Origin of the sequence: Tetragenococcus koreensis (assembly GCF_003795145.1) — a bacterium.
GTDB classification, from domain to species: Bacteria; Bacillota; Bacilli; order Lactobacillales; family Enterococcaceae; genus Tetragenococcus; species Tetragenococcus koreensis.
Genome location: NZ_CP027786.1, coordinates 2,376,518 through 2,391,690, shown reverse-complemented (window position 1 = coordinate 2,391,690; position 15,173 = coordinate 2,376,518). Strand labels below are relative to the sequence as shown.

Genomic DNA, 15,173 nt, shown 5'->3' with positions numbered 1-15,173 from the left:
ACGGTATTTAAAACAGACCAACAGTGCAGACCTTTAGACCGCTAAGTACGGAAGAATAGACCATAACTATAAGATGATTATAAATTACCTCCCGCTCTAACTAATTCGTCTTCTGTTTGCAAACGGCGTCGCCAAAGAGCCATAAAAACGCGATTTACGATACCACGTAAATCGCGTTTTTGGGAACCCTCTTAATCGTTGTTTTTGGAACCAGTCGAAGGAGCTCTTCGTTGAGAACTGCCCTCAATGATTAGTTGATAAGCATTAGAGATCGCCCGATCTAATATGGCATCGGCTATGGCGCCACCGCCTAATTTTTTGTGCCATTCGGCGGTACTCATTTGGGAACATAAAATAAGCGGTTTGGAGCGATTGCGCAGTTCAAAAACTTCCATTAAATATTTTTGTTCGAGTTCACTTGTAGGAGTGAGGAGAAAATCATCAATGACAAGAATATCCACTTTGGTTAATTGTTTCAGCCGTTTGACCATTTCATGTTCCAGTTCAGCTAAGTGTAACTCGTTGAGGAGTTCTGTCATACGAAAATATCTTACAGTATAGCTGGCTTCAAGAGCATGGTTGGCAAGCGCGTTAGCCATATAACTTTTTCCTGTGCCGGTAGCTCCTTGGATGATCACATTCCGTTGGGAATAAATGTATTGATTGGTGGCTAATTGCTCTAGTACTTGCGCATTGATTTTTCGTTCGGGAGAGTGATGGATGTCTCCTAAATGAGCTGTAGTGTTTGATAGTTTCGCTTTTTTACGATTCCTATCGATCGCATTTTGTTTACGAGTATAAAATTCTTCGGTAACGAGTTGTTCCAATAGATCCAGGGGCGTCATGGAATCGACCAATTCTTCTGTATAAATCGCGCGTAATTGAGCGGCCATGATAGGCAAACGCATCTGCCTTAATTTTTGTGTTAGCTCTTCGATCTTTTTATTTGGAGAAGTTGTTGTCATAATAATCGGCTCCTCTCAAATAAGCTTGTTCCTGGGTGGATGACGTGCTATTCTGGAAAAAAGAAGCGTTCTTAGCTTGCTTTTCAAGTAGTGATTTGAGAAGGGAGTAGCTAGGAGTGCTATTCTTTTCTAAAGCTTGTTGGCAGACTTGATCTAATCTTTGGTCGGAATAGGGGTCTGCCAATTTTAATAATGCATGAACACGTTGATAATAGTGTTGTTCAATTTTGGCTTCCAAAAACATTCTTTCCACCACAATCGCCACGTTAGGGCCTATACGTCGTGCCCATTTTTGGTAACGAGAACTATTCCAGTCACCGTAATGCGCACTATTTTCCGGTAAATGTTCCGCCTCTGTTGTATATTGTCCAGGATGTTTGTATTGTGTGGTGTGCTGGCATAAAAGCGTAGACCCGTCAAAAACTTTTAAAACCTTCGTGTAGATCTTTAAAGTGACTGATTTTCCAATGTAAGCATGAGGAACAGAATAGTAGTGTTTTTGATAACTAATATGGCTGTTGGCGTAAACCTTTGCGGTTTTATATTTACCATACTCATAAGGATAGATGGGTAATGGCTGTAAAGCGGCTTGTTCTATGGTTTCAAAAATGAATTGGCGAGAACCCGTTTTCTTTTGAAAGGGTTTCTGATTAAATTTTCGTAACTCAATCGCTAACGGTTCATTATATTCCTCCATACTAAAGAATTGATAGTTACGTATACGAGCGATTAAATGCGTCGTCAATTGCTTGACCGTATTTTCAACGGCCCCTTTATCACGTGGTCTGCGTACACGTGCAGGGATAATGACCGTATGACAAGCGTTCGCAAATTCTTCATAGCTTTGATTAAGAATCACTTCTGAGCGCGTGTGTTTGGTTACTCCCACTTTTAGGTTATCCGGAATAATTAACGTAGGGACCCCTCCAAAAAAGGCAAAACATTGAATATGCGCATGAATCCAGCTTGCCTGCTTCATATTGGGACAAACTAAAGCAAAGGAATACCCACTGAAGGGCAAAACAGCGACAAAAAGATCGCCCTTGATTTGTTCGCCCGTGTCCGGATCGATCCAATGAGCTTTCGTTCCTGCCCAATCTACTTGGACTTTTTCTCCTGCTTTGTGATGAATGACGTGGGCAAAAGGCTGCTTGGCTAAATACTCATGAAAATACTTTTTAAACTGGGTTAGCTGATAATAAACAAGATTCGACTGTCGGCATTGGTCCACATATTCTTCCCATAAAAGCTGCATGGTGACGCCTGGTTTGGCGAGTTCTTTGGCTAACTGTTCATAGTCCGGCAGGACAAAATGCGACTGTCTCTGGCTAGATTTCGTGGCTTTAGAACGAAAGAATTCCTCCACGCGTTGTTCCTCCCATTGCGACAATTCGTGATAGGTTAATTGCTTTTCTCGTGCCATTCGTAGAACCTTACTGACCGTATTGCGTCCAGAACCGACCGATTGGTTAATTTGACGCATGCTCACCGACAATTCGTGAAGCCTGAGAATCTCTAAATAGTTGGGCATTATTGCCACCTCCAATTAATTTTGTACAAAGTATCCCTTGCACACTTTATTTATACCGGAGTTTGCCCAAGGAAGCAAAAAAGCTAGTGATCCGTAGAAGGATCATTAGCTTGACTGGCTCTAGATTTAGCGATTCAGATGGTCCTCAAAATGGCGTTTTAACTGGCTCCATCCATTCCGTCAAAGTGGTTCTTTGAGAGCGGCGTATCCAGAATAGTACGAAACTATTTCAATGGCTCCATATTTCCGCATTTACTGGCTCCATTCTCCGCATTAGCTGGCTCCCAACTCCGCAGAAGTGGCTCAATGCGTCCGCAATACTCAACTTTTTCATTTTGCTCATTAATAACCCAAGCCACACTATTATTGATCTTTTTTTGAAACTTCAACCACTTAAACCTCCTTTCCAAAAAAATACGCCAAAAACACAAGCCAAAAGCATGTTTTTGAACGTAGGTTATGCCTGATCGAGTCAGTAACAGTCCGTATTTTACTAATGAATAATATAATCCACGATGTAATCGGTGTCAAGAAGATTTAAAATATACTTGAGTTCCAGTTAATGCTTATCATTAATTAACACAAGGTTCTTTATAATCTGATAACTTCAGAGAAAACCTACTCATAAGATTTTAATAGGTATCATCACGCTATTTTTCAAATAATTTCTTCGTTTTCAAATGTAGAATGTACGCAAATTATTATTATTAATCCTTATTTGAGTAAGCCTTTAGTACTTCAAACTAAGATCAATGATTTTTAATACTTTATACTTTTATATAATTATATAAACTTCACCTCTTTTTCACGATCTCTTAAATTTTTAATTTGATATTTTTCATCAATCCGACATTCATGTAATTCTGTTAGCAAGTTTATTGGTTGATTAAATATTAAAACATCAGTTTTTTATGTAGGTTAATAATTAACCTACGGAATAATCATCAAAAATGTTAATCTCTGAAAGTTTAATTCCTCTTCTCATCTTCTTAATTTGTTCATCATCTATTAAATTATCTTCAACAAACTTCCCTTGTTCAGACTTGTTCAACCAATCGTCTGTAAACAATTTCGTCCCATCTTGATGCTCTACTTTATAAGTAAGTGGACGATCTTGTATATACAGTGTCTTTAACGGATAACCAGGAAATAGTAATGCTAATCGCTGAAGCCACACAATTAAAAACTCAGTGTTAGACTTCTTTTTATATTTATTTAGAATAGCCTCAATAATCTGAAGTGCTCTACCATCATCTTCTATATGGTCTAATAATGTTCCAATAGTTAAAATAGATTGTGACAAACAGTTAGGATTATTAGTCATAATATCTATAAGTATGCTTATTAAGGGAAGCATATCTGAGGTCTTGGTTGTAGCACCTATCCTAGTTACTCTTTCTTTATAAAAATTGGTTAAAGCTTTTTTTAAGATCCCACAGTTTGGAAATTTATTACTTAATTTTTTGATCTCCCATAAATGTTTCTGTAAAGAAATACTATAAGTGACTGTTCCCTTCTTGTTGTCGAGCACAGAAACGTTCCGAAAACTACTAATAATTTGTTCCCAATACAACTTTTCAGGTTTAACAGAGTCAGTAACTATATTTTCTGTTATAAAGGTCTTTTTCGAATTCAATTTAAAGTTTAATTCATTTAATATTTCAGATAAAGATTTAGTAATGTGTTCTAACTGTTCTCTACTATTTGAAAAAATTCTATAATCATCTCTGTACCTAATTATTTCGTAATCTTCTACCAAGCCTTCTTGTTTCAAACTTGTAGATAGCTCTAGATCTGCATAACCTAAAACTAATTCAGCGATAAAGTCCATTAGTACAGATCCTTGTGGAATTCCATTTGTCTGATTATATTGTAATCCAGAAATTTTTTTATCGATTTTATCCCCAAATGAACCTTTACATTTATTTTTATCTTTCTTCACATACTCTTTACCATATAATGACCAAGTTATAGAATGCGTATAGATTGATGGGTAACAATCTGTAATGTCAGTAAACATAGCATACTGATAATCAATACTTTTCACTATACTTTCTTGTTCAAAATGTTCCCACCAGTTTAGAATCGTTTCGCTAGTATCTGTTTTTTTGGATTGGTTAGTTGCTTCTAAAGGGATTGAGTAACATTTTATATTGCTCTCATTTTGAAACTCTTCAAATCTTTTTAACAATTCATTCCAGTTATCTTTGTTAGTGATATAATTAACTAGGTCCACATACAATATTGGATGAATAAGAACTAGTGGGCGCCAAGAATAATGACCATTTTTATTCATGATAATTGTATAATTTAAATCATCACGTTCTTTATATGTCTTATGTTCAGCTACTGATTCTATATCTTTTGGTTGACCCTTTTTATTTTTTAAAATTTTTTCAGCAGACTTTAAAGCTGCGTCAAATTTTATATAATCCGGCAATTTTGCATTAAAATAGCTTTCGGATTTCATAAAAAAAACTTTTGCTTCGGTATTATTCATTTCCAAAACGCTTCTACGTCGTTCAGCCACTTTTTCACTCTTTTCTATATAAAACAATATATTCTTCTTTTTAACATGATTAGTCAAAATAGATGTTCAGTTCGATAATAAAAGTTAAGAACCAAACATCAATTAAATTAATACATAGCTATCTAAACCTATCTTCAATCATTGCTCCACTATGTATATATCTATTAGTTTAACCACAGTGAAATACATTATCTTCCCCAAATAGTTCTTTAGCATTTTCTATTACAGTAGTATCTGAAGTTGGCATAAACACACATAAATTCTTTTTTGCTCGAGTACAACATACGTAAAATAATTTTTTCGTTCGTGTAATAACAGTATCTTTAACTTCTACTTCTTTAAATAGAGTTTCAAAGTTATAATTATGCCAATTACCATTATCTAAAACAACTAATACATTATCAAACTCACTACCTTTAATACTATGCTGAGTAGCAAAAGGCAAGTATTCTTTTTGATACTCAATAGAGCGTACATATTCACTAAATGGAAGTTCTTTAATTCGTTGCCATAAATATACTCCTCGGTCTTTTATAAAAGTTTCAAACGGATCGTTTTGGATATTTAAAATTATTTCTGCTCTATCTATACATTGACCGATCGTAAGGTCCCTATTAGCTAGTTGATCCATCCCCTCTTTTAAATTTACTTTGTCTTTTAAAGTTATTACTCAAGTTTCGCACATGTAAAATGATATTAAACAACGGTCTTATCAACTCTTAGGTCGAAAAAAGTCCTGATATTGACTGCCTACCTTTTTATACAAAAAGAACTCCTTTTGTTTTATAATTGATTTAACCACAAACCAAAAACAAAGGAGTTCTTGCCTTTATGGTACACTTAAAAGCTATTAAAAATCAATTACCGAATGAAATAAAAGCCCTTTTTTCTGAATTAAAAGTCACGCAATTTTTAAAACAAGCCCATATGGAAAAGCAAAAAGGGTATTCGGTGGCTATTCTATTCACTTTTCTCTTTAGCCTCGTCTTTAAAGGAAAATCCTTAAACCAAGTTCTCAGTGGGCGGGAAAGCGACCAATACATGAAAAAAGATACCGTGTATCGATGGATGAACAATCCCCATAACAACTGGCGTCTGTTTTTACTTCGGTTTAGTGCGTCTGTCATCGAAAAGCTCCATTCTTTAACGGATACGAAAACCCATATTCGGACGTTGATCTTGGATGATTCGACGTTTTATCGTAATCGAAGCCAAGAGGTACCAGGCTTAGCTCGTCTTTGGGATCATGCGCTCAAACAAGGATACAAAGGGTATCGTATGCTTACTTTAGGGTTCTCCGATGGCTATTCTTTCATTCCGATTGATTTCGGGTTACTATCCGGTAAGAAAAAAGTGAACCAAACAATAGCAGAAAAAGATCAACGAACCGTAGGAGCCAAACGATTCAACGAATCAAGTCGTAAAATGCCCGAAGTGGCACTTGAGATGGTTCAACGCGCCTTGAACCAAGGGATTTACGCCACCCATGTGTTGATGGATAAATGGTTTACTTCCCCTAAAATGATAGACCAATTACACGATATGGGGATTCACACCATTGGGATGGTGAAAAATGGAAAAACCAAATACCTTTTTCATCAACGTTTATACAAGCTGGAAGAACTTTATGCCAAATCTACGAAAGAATATACACAAGAAGCGATTATTTCCTCGATTGTGGTGAAACCAAGCTCCGGCAAAAATCCCGTGAAAATCGTTTTTGTCAAAAATCACAATAAGAAAAGTGCTTGGTTGGCGATTATGACCGATGATCTGGATTTATCTTCCCAAGAAATGGTCAAAACATACTCGGCGAGATGGGACATCGAGACATTTTTTAAGGCATCGAAATCATTGCTTCATCTGACTAAAGAAACACAAACGCGACATTATCAAGCCTTAATTTGTCACACCACCATTGTGTTCACACGGTATATTTTATTAAGCTGGCAGCAGCGCTGTGCCAATGATGAGCGGACCTTAGGTGGCTTATTTTATGAACTGGGCGATCAAATAAAAGAACTCGATTGGTCCGCTGCTCTTATCGAATTAGTACATATTATTCAAGCGGTAAGTGAAGAATCAGGAAGCCAATTACAAGATTTTATTACAAGTCAACTCCAACACTGGGTGGATACTCTGCCCCGTTATATCAAGGCTTATCTCCCAGATTTGGTGTGCGAAACTTGAGTTATTATATTTTTTTCCGTTTTTCTTAAAAAATCATTATAAACCCCATTTTCATAAAGTTCCATAAGCTCATAAATAGAATCCAAATGACACAATATTTTATCTCGTTGAGGCCTAGATTCATATTTCCCCATTAAACCATTAAATTTATAAGACAACAAAGATTCTTTATTCACTCTATAGTTACTCACTTTGTCCCAATCATTAGCCTTTATCCGCTCAAAAACTGAACTATAAGTTGAGTCTGCTCTTATATTTTCTAATAAGTTTCCTCTTTTTTTAACCCAAACATCCGCCTCCTCTGTCACAGATTCAAAAGTTCTATTACTTGTTTCAATACCTTTATGTATTACTTTTTTCTGTGTTCTATCTATCAGTTCAATAATCTTATCAGAATTATATAATTCAAATAACTTTGGAAAGCCTGCTCTTTTTGCATTTGCTTTTTGAACTAACCATAATTCTTTAGTCTGTTTACTATCGTAAAAATTCCAATCTTTAAAATAGGGTAAATTACGCAAAGAGTTAACTCCATCAATACTATCTGCATATACAAATTTAATGCTTCCTTGTAAAATTATACCGTTGTCCATATTAGGAGCATTTAAATCGTCTGAAGGTACCTGTTCAATCTCATCTTCTCTTAACAGATTTGCTAAATCAATAACAGTTTGTGGATTCCTTCTATTCTGCTTCTTATCTATACGTACAAGACTACCATCAGTAATTGCTCCCACGCTACCGTCATAAATTGCTTGCATTGAATCACCAAAAAAACCTACAGTGTTCTTTTTGGAACTTTGTTTCAAGTGTTTAAGCAAAATTTCTTTTATTAGTGGGCTCGTATCTTGATATTCATCAACGAAGATGAATTTTGCTATATCTTTCAAAATATCGCAAAGCTTCGAGTATTTTTCGAACATTTTTTCTGCAAGTATTAAAACTTGATCATGATTAATACTACTTACTTCATGTTTTTTTAAATCGTAATAACCGCCGTATACGATGTTACTATCATTAAAATAATCTACACCTATCTTTTGTCCATCATCAAGTTCTTTAGGTTGTTTAAATTTTCCCTTTTCTTCTTCATTAACCAATTCTATCAGAGTTTCTTTTATTTCTCGTTGAAATTCAGAAATTATTGACCAAACGAACTCATGTATTGTGGAGACTCGTAAATTACTGTTTGTGATACGATCTCTAATTTCTGCTACAGCATTATTTGTATAAGTAATACAAACAATTGAACTTAGCGGATATTTATTTCCAATTTCTTCTATAAGAGAAATCAGTGAATAAGTTTTTCCACTACCTGCTCCTCCGGTCAAAATAAAATTTTTCTCGCATTCGATACATTCGAGAGCTCGTTCAACTTCCAGTTCTATTTCTTTTGCAGCCACTCTAACCCCTCCTTGATGTAATCAGGAACTACCCATGTTTCTCCTTCAGTGAAGCCATCGTAATATAAAATTTCGGACGCAAATGCTGATTTCTTAGCTACACATTCTTGAGAAATTTCATAAAAATCAAGAGCCGATCTTTCAAATAAGTTTCTCTTTTTTAACCCTTGTTCAAAATTATTTTTATTTTTCTTTGTATAAATAAAATTTTGACATATAAAAGCATCTTCAAAACTTCTAGGCTGGTATTTCTCTATTGCAAAAGGTATCTCCGTTTGGTATGCAATACGAGTATTACCCAATGCTTTCTCATTAAATGACTTTCTTGTTAATTTACTAAATTGTCTATCATCATTAGGTAGATTAAAAAAATCTCTCAACGAAAAATTCGAAGTAAATTTAGCATGCTTAGAAGCACAACTACTTCCACCATTTTTCTCTACTCCATCAACATCAGTAATGATTAAAGCTTCAATATCTAAAAAATCAATTAATGACTTAAATTTGTAAGCATAAGCGCCAACTTCTATAATTGAGATATTTTGTGATAAAAGTGGTAAGTACCTCTTATCCTCTTCGTGTATTTTATCGATCTTTTGCATCATAGCTGGTAATAAAATTCTTTCAGTATCTCCCTCTATAAAAATAACTTTATCTGTAAAAAATAATTCTGAACGATTTTGATTTAAATACTGCTTAACAAATTTAAATGCAAGTTTATCTGTTTCATACTTTTCTTGGAGCTCCTGAAAGTTTTTAGATATTACTTTATTATTCTTCCTTACCAAATATCGAACGTCACTAAAATCACACTCAGAAACAACATGAGAGGAGTGTGTTGTAATAAGTGTTTGTATGTTAATGCTAGAATCATTTTTCACTACTCGTTCTTTAATTAAGTCCTTAATATTTTTAATAAATACATACTGTAACTGTGGATGAGTATGTGCTTCAGGTTCCTCAATAAATAAAAGATTTATATCTGCAGGTTTTTCATTTAGTTTTCTATGAAACTCTGAAATAATCGTTTCAATTTCAAAAATCATACCTATTAAATTTAAATAGCCCAAGCCGTTGTAACTTTCAGGTAGCTTTAAATTATCATTTTTGTAGTATAAAGTAGTATTGTTTTTAAGCAAATCCATTTCTGAAATAGTTGACTGAATTGAAATATCAGCATCAGAACCAAATTTTCTTACACTTTCAAAAACTTCATTAAATATTCCTGGATGTTCTTCTGTTCCATTATATGTTTCATTTAAGTTTTGATCAGCAACTTGGATGGTTTTTTGTAATTCAGTTATGACCATATCTTCATCTAAAGAATTAATATTATGGTACTTCTGAGAAAGCGATGACAAAGAATGATCATTTGCTTTATTTGACGCTTCTCGATTAGCTTTAATACTCCTAAAATTAATTAGTTTTTTAATCTCGGAAAAAGTAAACTTTCCGGAGGTCTGTTCGGTTACTTCTTTCTTATCAAAATCAAATCTTCTTGAATACCTTTGAAGCTCAAAGTATCTTGAGGAATTTTTATTCATAAAGTTAGAAAATTCTTCAAATGTATTTATTTTGAGTTGGTTTAAGTCATTTCTTAATTGTTTCAACATATCTTCTTTACAAGTGTAAATAAATTCTAACACTATGATATTATTTCTTGGGTTTAGATCCATCATAAGGCTTTGAATATTGATATAGTTATCTGACTCATTATAATCGATAAATAACTGCATCCTAATGCCATTGTTTATAAAATTATACTCAACTTCAGATACTTCTCTTTCAAAAAGCTTTTCGTAAAATTCTTTCTGAAAATCCAAGTTAAAGTCATTCCAACTAAAGCTTATGTCTCCTGAACTTAGGAATTTATCCATAATTGTCAAAACTGATGTCTTTCCACAATTATTCTTACCTACTATAAGTGATATTTCCTCTCTAAAATCCAGTTCAAAATCTTTAAGCAATCTAAAATTTTCTATTCTTACTTTATGAATTTTCATAATAGTTTTATCCCATCTCCATTCATTTTACTTTTAAAAATAAGTCACACATTGGTCCCACATCGAAATTTATTTCTAGTTTTGTCTCTGCTACTTTTCCGATTCTCTTCGTTAAATAATTGATCTGGAGAAGTGTATCTTCTCTAGCACATGAATGTAGGATTGTAGAACAAACAATTTATAAAAAGGAAAAAGTTTATACACCGGATAGTGAAATCAAAAAAGCAACGGACCTTCAACAAATAGAAAAAGAAATACATCGTTTAAAAATGGAGAATAATTCCCTAAAGAACTATCACCACATTCATGAAAGAATAACGGGTGATTCGTTGCTTCATGAATTAATTGTTGAGGAAAGCCAAGAACACACGGTATGGACGTTGACGAACGTGTTCGAAACAACAAAGTCGAGCTATTACGCTTCCAAGGATCGTCATTCGATCAAAAAAATAAGAAAATAGAGCCCCTAATTTAATGCCTACTGAATAATTGTGAACTTTGTAAAAAAGCTAAAATAAACTGTCTGATTTTTTATTTGCCTCCTTTTGCAGAGGCTAGACAAAATTTGGCGTAAAAAATTTGCCGTCAATTGAGACAGATTGAGTGCCAAAACTCTTAAAGCAATACTTGAAAGCGTGGTATCTTTTCGTTTGGTTGTTATCCAATCAAATCGGCGCCAAAGCAACTCTTTAGTTGGCTAAAGCCACGTTCGACAGCGACACGATCCGCATTGTCTTGATCTTCGGTTGTTTTATCACGAACTTCGTTCTTTTTCGTTCGTCCCAGCGCAGGTCCCGATAGCCGGATGCCTCGCTGTTTACAATAGTTAAGATTTTTTCGATTCCGATAAATCTTGTCTGCTAAGACGCGTTCAGGGTAGTAGCCATGCCGTTCATGGTAACGACGAATCGTAGAAATTAAAATGTCTGACTCGTTATAAGCATTGAAACTGCAATATTCTAGACGGGCGGCTCTATTGGAACTGTCTGTGGGCGGTGTTGTATCATCGTCATCTTTTTGATTGTAGGCCAAGATTTTTTCATTGATTTCGATCAGCGTGACTTCATCCAAGCGCTCACGAAAATGGACCATGGAGGACGCTTCAAAAGGCGCTTCTTCCTGATAGCCAGGGAGCCCCACGAAAAATTGCAAATAAGGATTTTCTTGAATTTGAGCCACGGTTTCTTCATCACTGTAGTGATATTCCTTTTGGATTAAAAGCGCTCCTAACGCCATACGTATCGACTGGGCCACATTCCCTTTGGGATTAGGAAAGTTTTTGGCATAGTCTTTTTCCAATGCGCTCCAAGGAATTCGTTCCGCTTTTTTTACCCAACGGTTTTCTGGATTCATATGAAGGCCTAAGGGCTGGTTGAAATCTTCAAAAGAAATTTGGATGTAAGGTTGTGATTTGTACATGAGAATCCTCCTATGCAACAACGAGTGCACGATTATAATGGCCTTACTGTAAAAAGCCTTGCATCTATTTTAACAAATAGATCGAATAAATGTTGGTAAATTAACAAATTAGCTATAATCAGGAGGCATTAACTTATCCATAAAAGGTTAAAATTCCTTTGTTTCATATTCAACTATTACAAAATCATGATTTTGTTTTGATATCACATCTAACTTATTTAACATAATCTCAAGACCCTTTTGAGCCCTTTTTTCAGAAGTATAAGTCTTTGGTGTAAATTTCATTTTACTTTTACTGTAAGCCCACTTAGTTAATGTTGGTTTCGTATAACCACTTTGATTTGTGAACTTTCCATTCCAGTATTGTTTTGTAACTCTATCGTATATAGCATACATAAGATCATTCCCCCTTACATTAATAAGTTATTAAAAAAATTACTCCAACAATTAAATTACTTTTAACGACTAAAAAACAGATTCTTATTGGTTTTACGTCAATATTTTGGACACATTTTTCGAGAGTCTTTTTTCGAAACGAATCCACTCTCGGGAATGTCATCGTCTCCGAAATATTGACGTAAAACCATTATTACAGTAAAATTTCTTTCAAACCTATGTTCATAACCCAATTGCATAAAGTATAAATTGATTATATTAACATAACTACTGCCTTAAATTCGTTTAGGATCCTGCACATTAACTTCTAAAGAATATCTTTTTCCCTTTATCTCCTCAAATTCTAAAAAAATCTTAGGTTCATTTAACTTACTAATACCCATCATTTTATCTAGTTCAAAAAAATCAATTGTTAGTATTTCTTTATAATCATGTGAACCAATGTTATAATAACCGTTTACGTCCTTTTCACTCATACTAGTTAAGACATATGTATCTATAGGAGCCTCAGAGTTTCCCTTAGCTTTATAAAAGAATTTCGCAAGTTTAATTTTACTTGAAGAGTTTCGTTTACTATGAACAAAAACAGGTGAGCTGTTTGTATAAACAGGTTCATTTTCACTACTTTCAACATAATTTTTCAAATACTTCGTCTTACCAGAAAAAAAGATAAGCTTGGCATTGTTTGCTCTATAAGCACTTACTAAAGAGAATAACACGGCTGCAAGAGTTGACAATCCTGAAACCCATTCAGCCCAACTTCCTACTTCTAAACCTAAAAATGTCACAAACTCCCTCCTTTCTTTTATTTATCGTCCCAATTATTTCACAATAAAAAGTCTTATTAAGAAGTAAAAAAACTCCTTTCATAATAATAAGATTCCCAGCTCTGCCCGCTTATTTACAATTCAGCTAACTTGAGCTCGTCTAAAATAGAAAATTAGCAAAGTAAAAAAGTTTGTACTAACTATCACTCCATTAGATAGACTTCTTCATATGGCACTTGAACATTAAAATTATCTTTATCTCGCGGATAAGTTTCAATATTTACATGAATCACACTATTATCATCTAATGTAGCAGCTGCTCTATAATTGTTATTATCATATTCTTCAGTAATATTTACATTGTCACAAGTATAGTCTAATCCATAATTATCTTGCAAAACGTCAGTTACAACGGGCTCAACATTTTCTTCTAATCGTGACTTTCTTGCACTACCTGAAGAGACGAATAATACAAAAGCTGAGACTACTATGGAAGCAATTACAACTACATCTTTATTAAAAAACGGAGGTAGTTCTTTCCACATAGTTTCATTAGTTTGTTTTTTTCTCTCTATATCTTTTCTTGGCATGTATTCAAAAACAGTAATATACAGAATAAGAAAAATCCAAAGAAAAGATGTCCGAGGAAACACATTAAAAAGAATGCTGCTAGCTAAAAATATGACGCTAAGTAATAACAGTCCTTTCTTCCAAAGACCTTCTTGAAAATAGTAAATCGGACCAAATAAAGATCTCCAAGAATCCCAACTATTGTTTTTCTCGCCCTTATTAGTATCTTTTGTTTGACTGTTAGATTTCTTTTCAGAAGTATCTTCAGCCTCTTTTTTAACTGAACTTTTTTCAGTTTCTATTTTACTAGGTTCTTTTGTACTATTTTGTTCCTCGTTTGATTTATCAAACGTTGTTTCTCTTTTCTGGCTTTTTCCTTGTGCTTCTTCTTTAGTTTCTTTTTCTTCAGAAACGTTGGACTTACCAGCATTCTACGTTTTTGCTCTGCACCACAAAAAGGACAAAAACGCATCTCTTTATTAATTTCTTTACCACATTGATTACAATACATTTTTTACTCCTTAAAAATTTGTTCTTAATAATTGACACTATTCCCTGAATTTTCAAGCAATAAGATTACCTATCACAATCGATAATTTAAATTTATTTGTATGGTTTTTTCGGTTTCTTTTTCTCTTTCTCTTCTAGATAAGTTATAATATCAATATAAAGAAGGATAAAAAGCATAACTATTACAAATAAACAATATATGAAAATAGGGATAAACAATGTCGATATTAAAGTGTTATCCAAAAATTCAACTATATAGCCTCCCACTGAAATAGTCGAAAAGCGCTGTACAAACATAAGTATCAAATTAATTATTCTTGTTTGATTATTAATAGCACGTACAGGAACTATTCCGCCATAATTTTGAAATTCACGAATAATTAAGCCTACTGCAAGCACCACCGATACTAAGAAAAACAAAACTTGGAACCTCTCTTTCTAACTTTACCTTCTAGAATGTTTATCCAACAATAAAACATAAATACTATAACCATTCAGGGTTTCGCTAATCTTATTTAAACCCCACTTTTTTATCTGCCGGAAGTTCAAGCATGTTTCCAATTTCTTGCTGCGCAGCTTCTGTAAAATATGTTGCCATCCCTGAGCTTGGCGTAAATGTTAACTCACCGAAAACTATTTGATCTTTAATTTCATATAAATCAACCCGCACAAAGGGAAAATCTTCACTTAATATTTCAGAAACGCATATCATTTCATCAAATAATTTTGGCTTTTTTAACGACTGTTTTTGCTTTATATCAGTATAATTTAGAGGTTCCCAGTTTAAATCATAAAAATGACGTTCAATCTTGGTTCTATAATATATGACGTTGGTGAGAAATCACTGGCGTCTTTTTTTGTCTCAGAAAATAGAAAACAAGTGAGTTCT

At 33.9% G+C, this 15,173-nt stretch carries 15 protein-coding genes and 1 pseudogene; 1 reads left to right on the top strand and 15 read right to left on the bottom strand.

Annotation, left to right across the window (positions count from 1 at the left end; genetic code table 11):
* Positions 1 to 191 precede the first annotated feature (191 nt).
* The 5 genes from C7K43_RS11435 to C7K43_RS11420 form a co-directional block, all read right to left on the bottom strand.
* Positions 192 to 965, bottom strand: a complete 774-nt coding sequence (locus C7K43_RS11435) for an ATP-binding protein (protein WP_124006947.1) — start codon at positions 963 to 965, stop codon at positions 192 to 194.
* Positions 943 to 2,496: an IS21 family transposase gene (gene istA / locus C7K43_RS11430; protein ID WP_124006946.1), complete on the bottom strand. Its 1,554-nt coding sequence runs from the start codon at positions 2,494 to 2,496 to the stop codon at positions 943 to 945. The genes C7K43_RS11435 and istA overlap by 23 nt, the downstream gene beginning before the upstream one ends.
* A 224-nt stretch (positions 2,497 to 2,720) precedes the next feature.
* On the bottom strand, positions 2,721 to 2,885 hold the full coding sequence (locus C7K43_RS13230; protein WP_157977751.1) for a hypothetical protein: 165 nt from the start codon (positions 2,883 to 2,885) through the stop codon (positions 2,721 to 2,723).
* Between the two features lie 536 nt (positions 2,886 to 3,421).
* A complete protein-coding gene (locus C7K43_RS11425; protein WP_226996661.1) occupies positions 3,422 to 5,026 on the bottom strand; it encodes an RNA-directed DNA polymerase in 1,605 nt (534 codons plus the stop codon).
* Positions 5,027 to 5,195: 169 nt separating this feature from the next.
* On the bottom strand, positions 5,196 to 5,657 hold the full coding sequence (locus tag C7K43_RS11420) for a 3'-5' exonuclease (protein ID WP_124006945.1): 462 nt from the start codon (positions 5,655 to 5,657) through the stop codon (positions 5,196 to 5,198).
* Positions 5,658 to 5,857: 200 nt separating this feature from the next.
* On the opposite strand from C7K43_RS11420, the gene C7K43_RS11415 reads away from it, so the two are divergent.
* Positions 5,858 to 7,216, top strand: coding sequence for an IS4 family transposase (locus tag C7K43_RS11415; protein WP_094243264.1), 1,359 nt, complete (start codon positions 5,858 to 5,860; stop codon positions 7,214 to 7,216).
* Here the strand turns inward: C7K43_RS11415 and C7K43_RS11410 are convergent.
* From C7K43_RS11410 to C7K43_RS11370, 10 genes and pseudogenes are all read right to left on the bottom strand, one after another.
* The gene (locus C7K43_RS11410) at positions 7,186 to 8,619 is read right to left on the bottom strand and encodes a UvrD-helicase domain-containing protein (protein WP_124006944.1); all 1,434 of its coding nucleotides are present in this window, start codon (positions 8,617 to 8,619) and stop codon (positions 7,186 to 7,188) included. The two genes, C7K43_RS11415 and C7K43_RS11410, sit on opposite strands and share 31 nt — an antisense overlap.
* Positions 8,601 to 10,622: an AAA family ATPase gene (locus C7K43_RS11405; RefSeq protein ID WP_124006943.1), complete on the bottom strand. Its 2,022-nt coding sequence runs from the start codon at positions 10,620 to 10,622 to the stop codon at positions 8,601 to 8,603. Before C7K43_RS11405 ends, C7K43_RS11410 begins: the two co-directional genes overlap by 19 nt.
* A gap of 657 nt (positions 10,623 to 11,279) precedes the next feature.
* Entirely contained in the window at positions 11,280 to 12,041 is a 762-nt protein-coding gene (locus C7K43_RS11400; protein ID WP_371859848.1) for a transposase, read from the bottom strand.
* A gap of 147 nt (positions 12,042 to 12,188) precedes the next feature.
* A complete protein-coding gene (locus tag C7K43_RS11395; RefSeq protein WP_124006942.1) occupies positions 12,189 to 12,437 on the bottom strand; it encodes a hypothetical protein in 249 nt (82 codons plus the stop codon).
* A 275-nt stretch (positions 12,438 to 12,712) separates the two neighbouring features.
* Positions 12,713 to 13,225, bottom strand: coding sequence for a hypothetical protein (locus C7K43_RS11390; protein WP_124006941.1), 513 nt, complete (start codon positions 13,223 to 13,225; stop codon positions 12,713 to 12,715).
* A 182-nt stretch (positions 13,226 to 13,407) separates the two neighbouring features.
* Entirely contained in the window at positions 13,408 to 13,794 is a 387-nt protein-coding gene (locus C7K43_RS13485) for a hypothetical protein (protein ID WP_222591152.1), read from the bottom strand.
* Positions 13,795 to 13,812: 18 nt separating this feature from the next.
* A pseudogene (locus C7K43_RS13775) lies at positions 13,813 to 14,076 on the bottom strand (DUF2628 domain-containing protein); the annotation flags it as partial.
* On the bottom strand, positions 14,073 to 14,285 hold the full coding sequence (locus C7K43_RS11380) for a zinc-ribbon domain-containing protein (protein ID WP_124006940.1): 213 nt from the start codon (positions 14,283 to 14,285) through the stop codon (positions 14,073 to 14,075). The gene C7K43_RS11380 and the pseudogene C7K43_RS13775, both read right to left, overlap by 4 nt.
* Before the next feature lie 92 nt (positions 14,286 to 14,377).
* The gene (locus tag C7K43_RS11375; protein WP_124006939.1) at positions 14,378 to 14,704 is read right to left on the bottom strand and encodes a hypothetical protein; all 327 of its coding nucleotides are present in this window, start codon (positions 14,702 to 14,704) and stop codon (positions 14,378 to 14,380) included.
* Between the two features lie 91 nt (positions 14,705 to 14,795).
* Positions 14,796 to 15,092: an ATP-grasp fold amidoligase family protein gene (locus C7K43_RS11370; RefSeq protein WP_226996791.1), complete on the bottom strand. Its 297-nt coding sequence runs from the start codon at positions 15,090 to 15,092 to the stop codon at positions 14,796 to 14,798.
* Positions 15,093 to 15,173 lie beyond the last annotated feature (81 nt).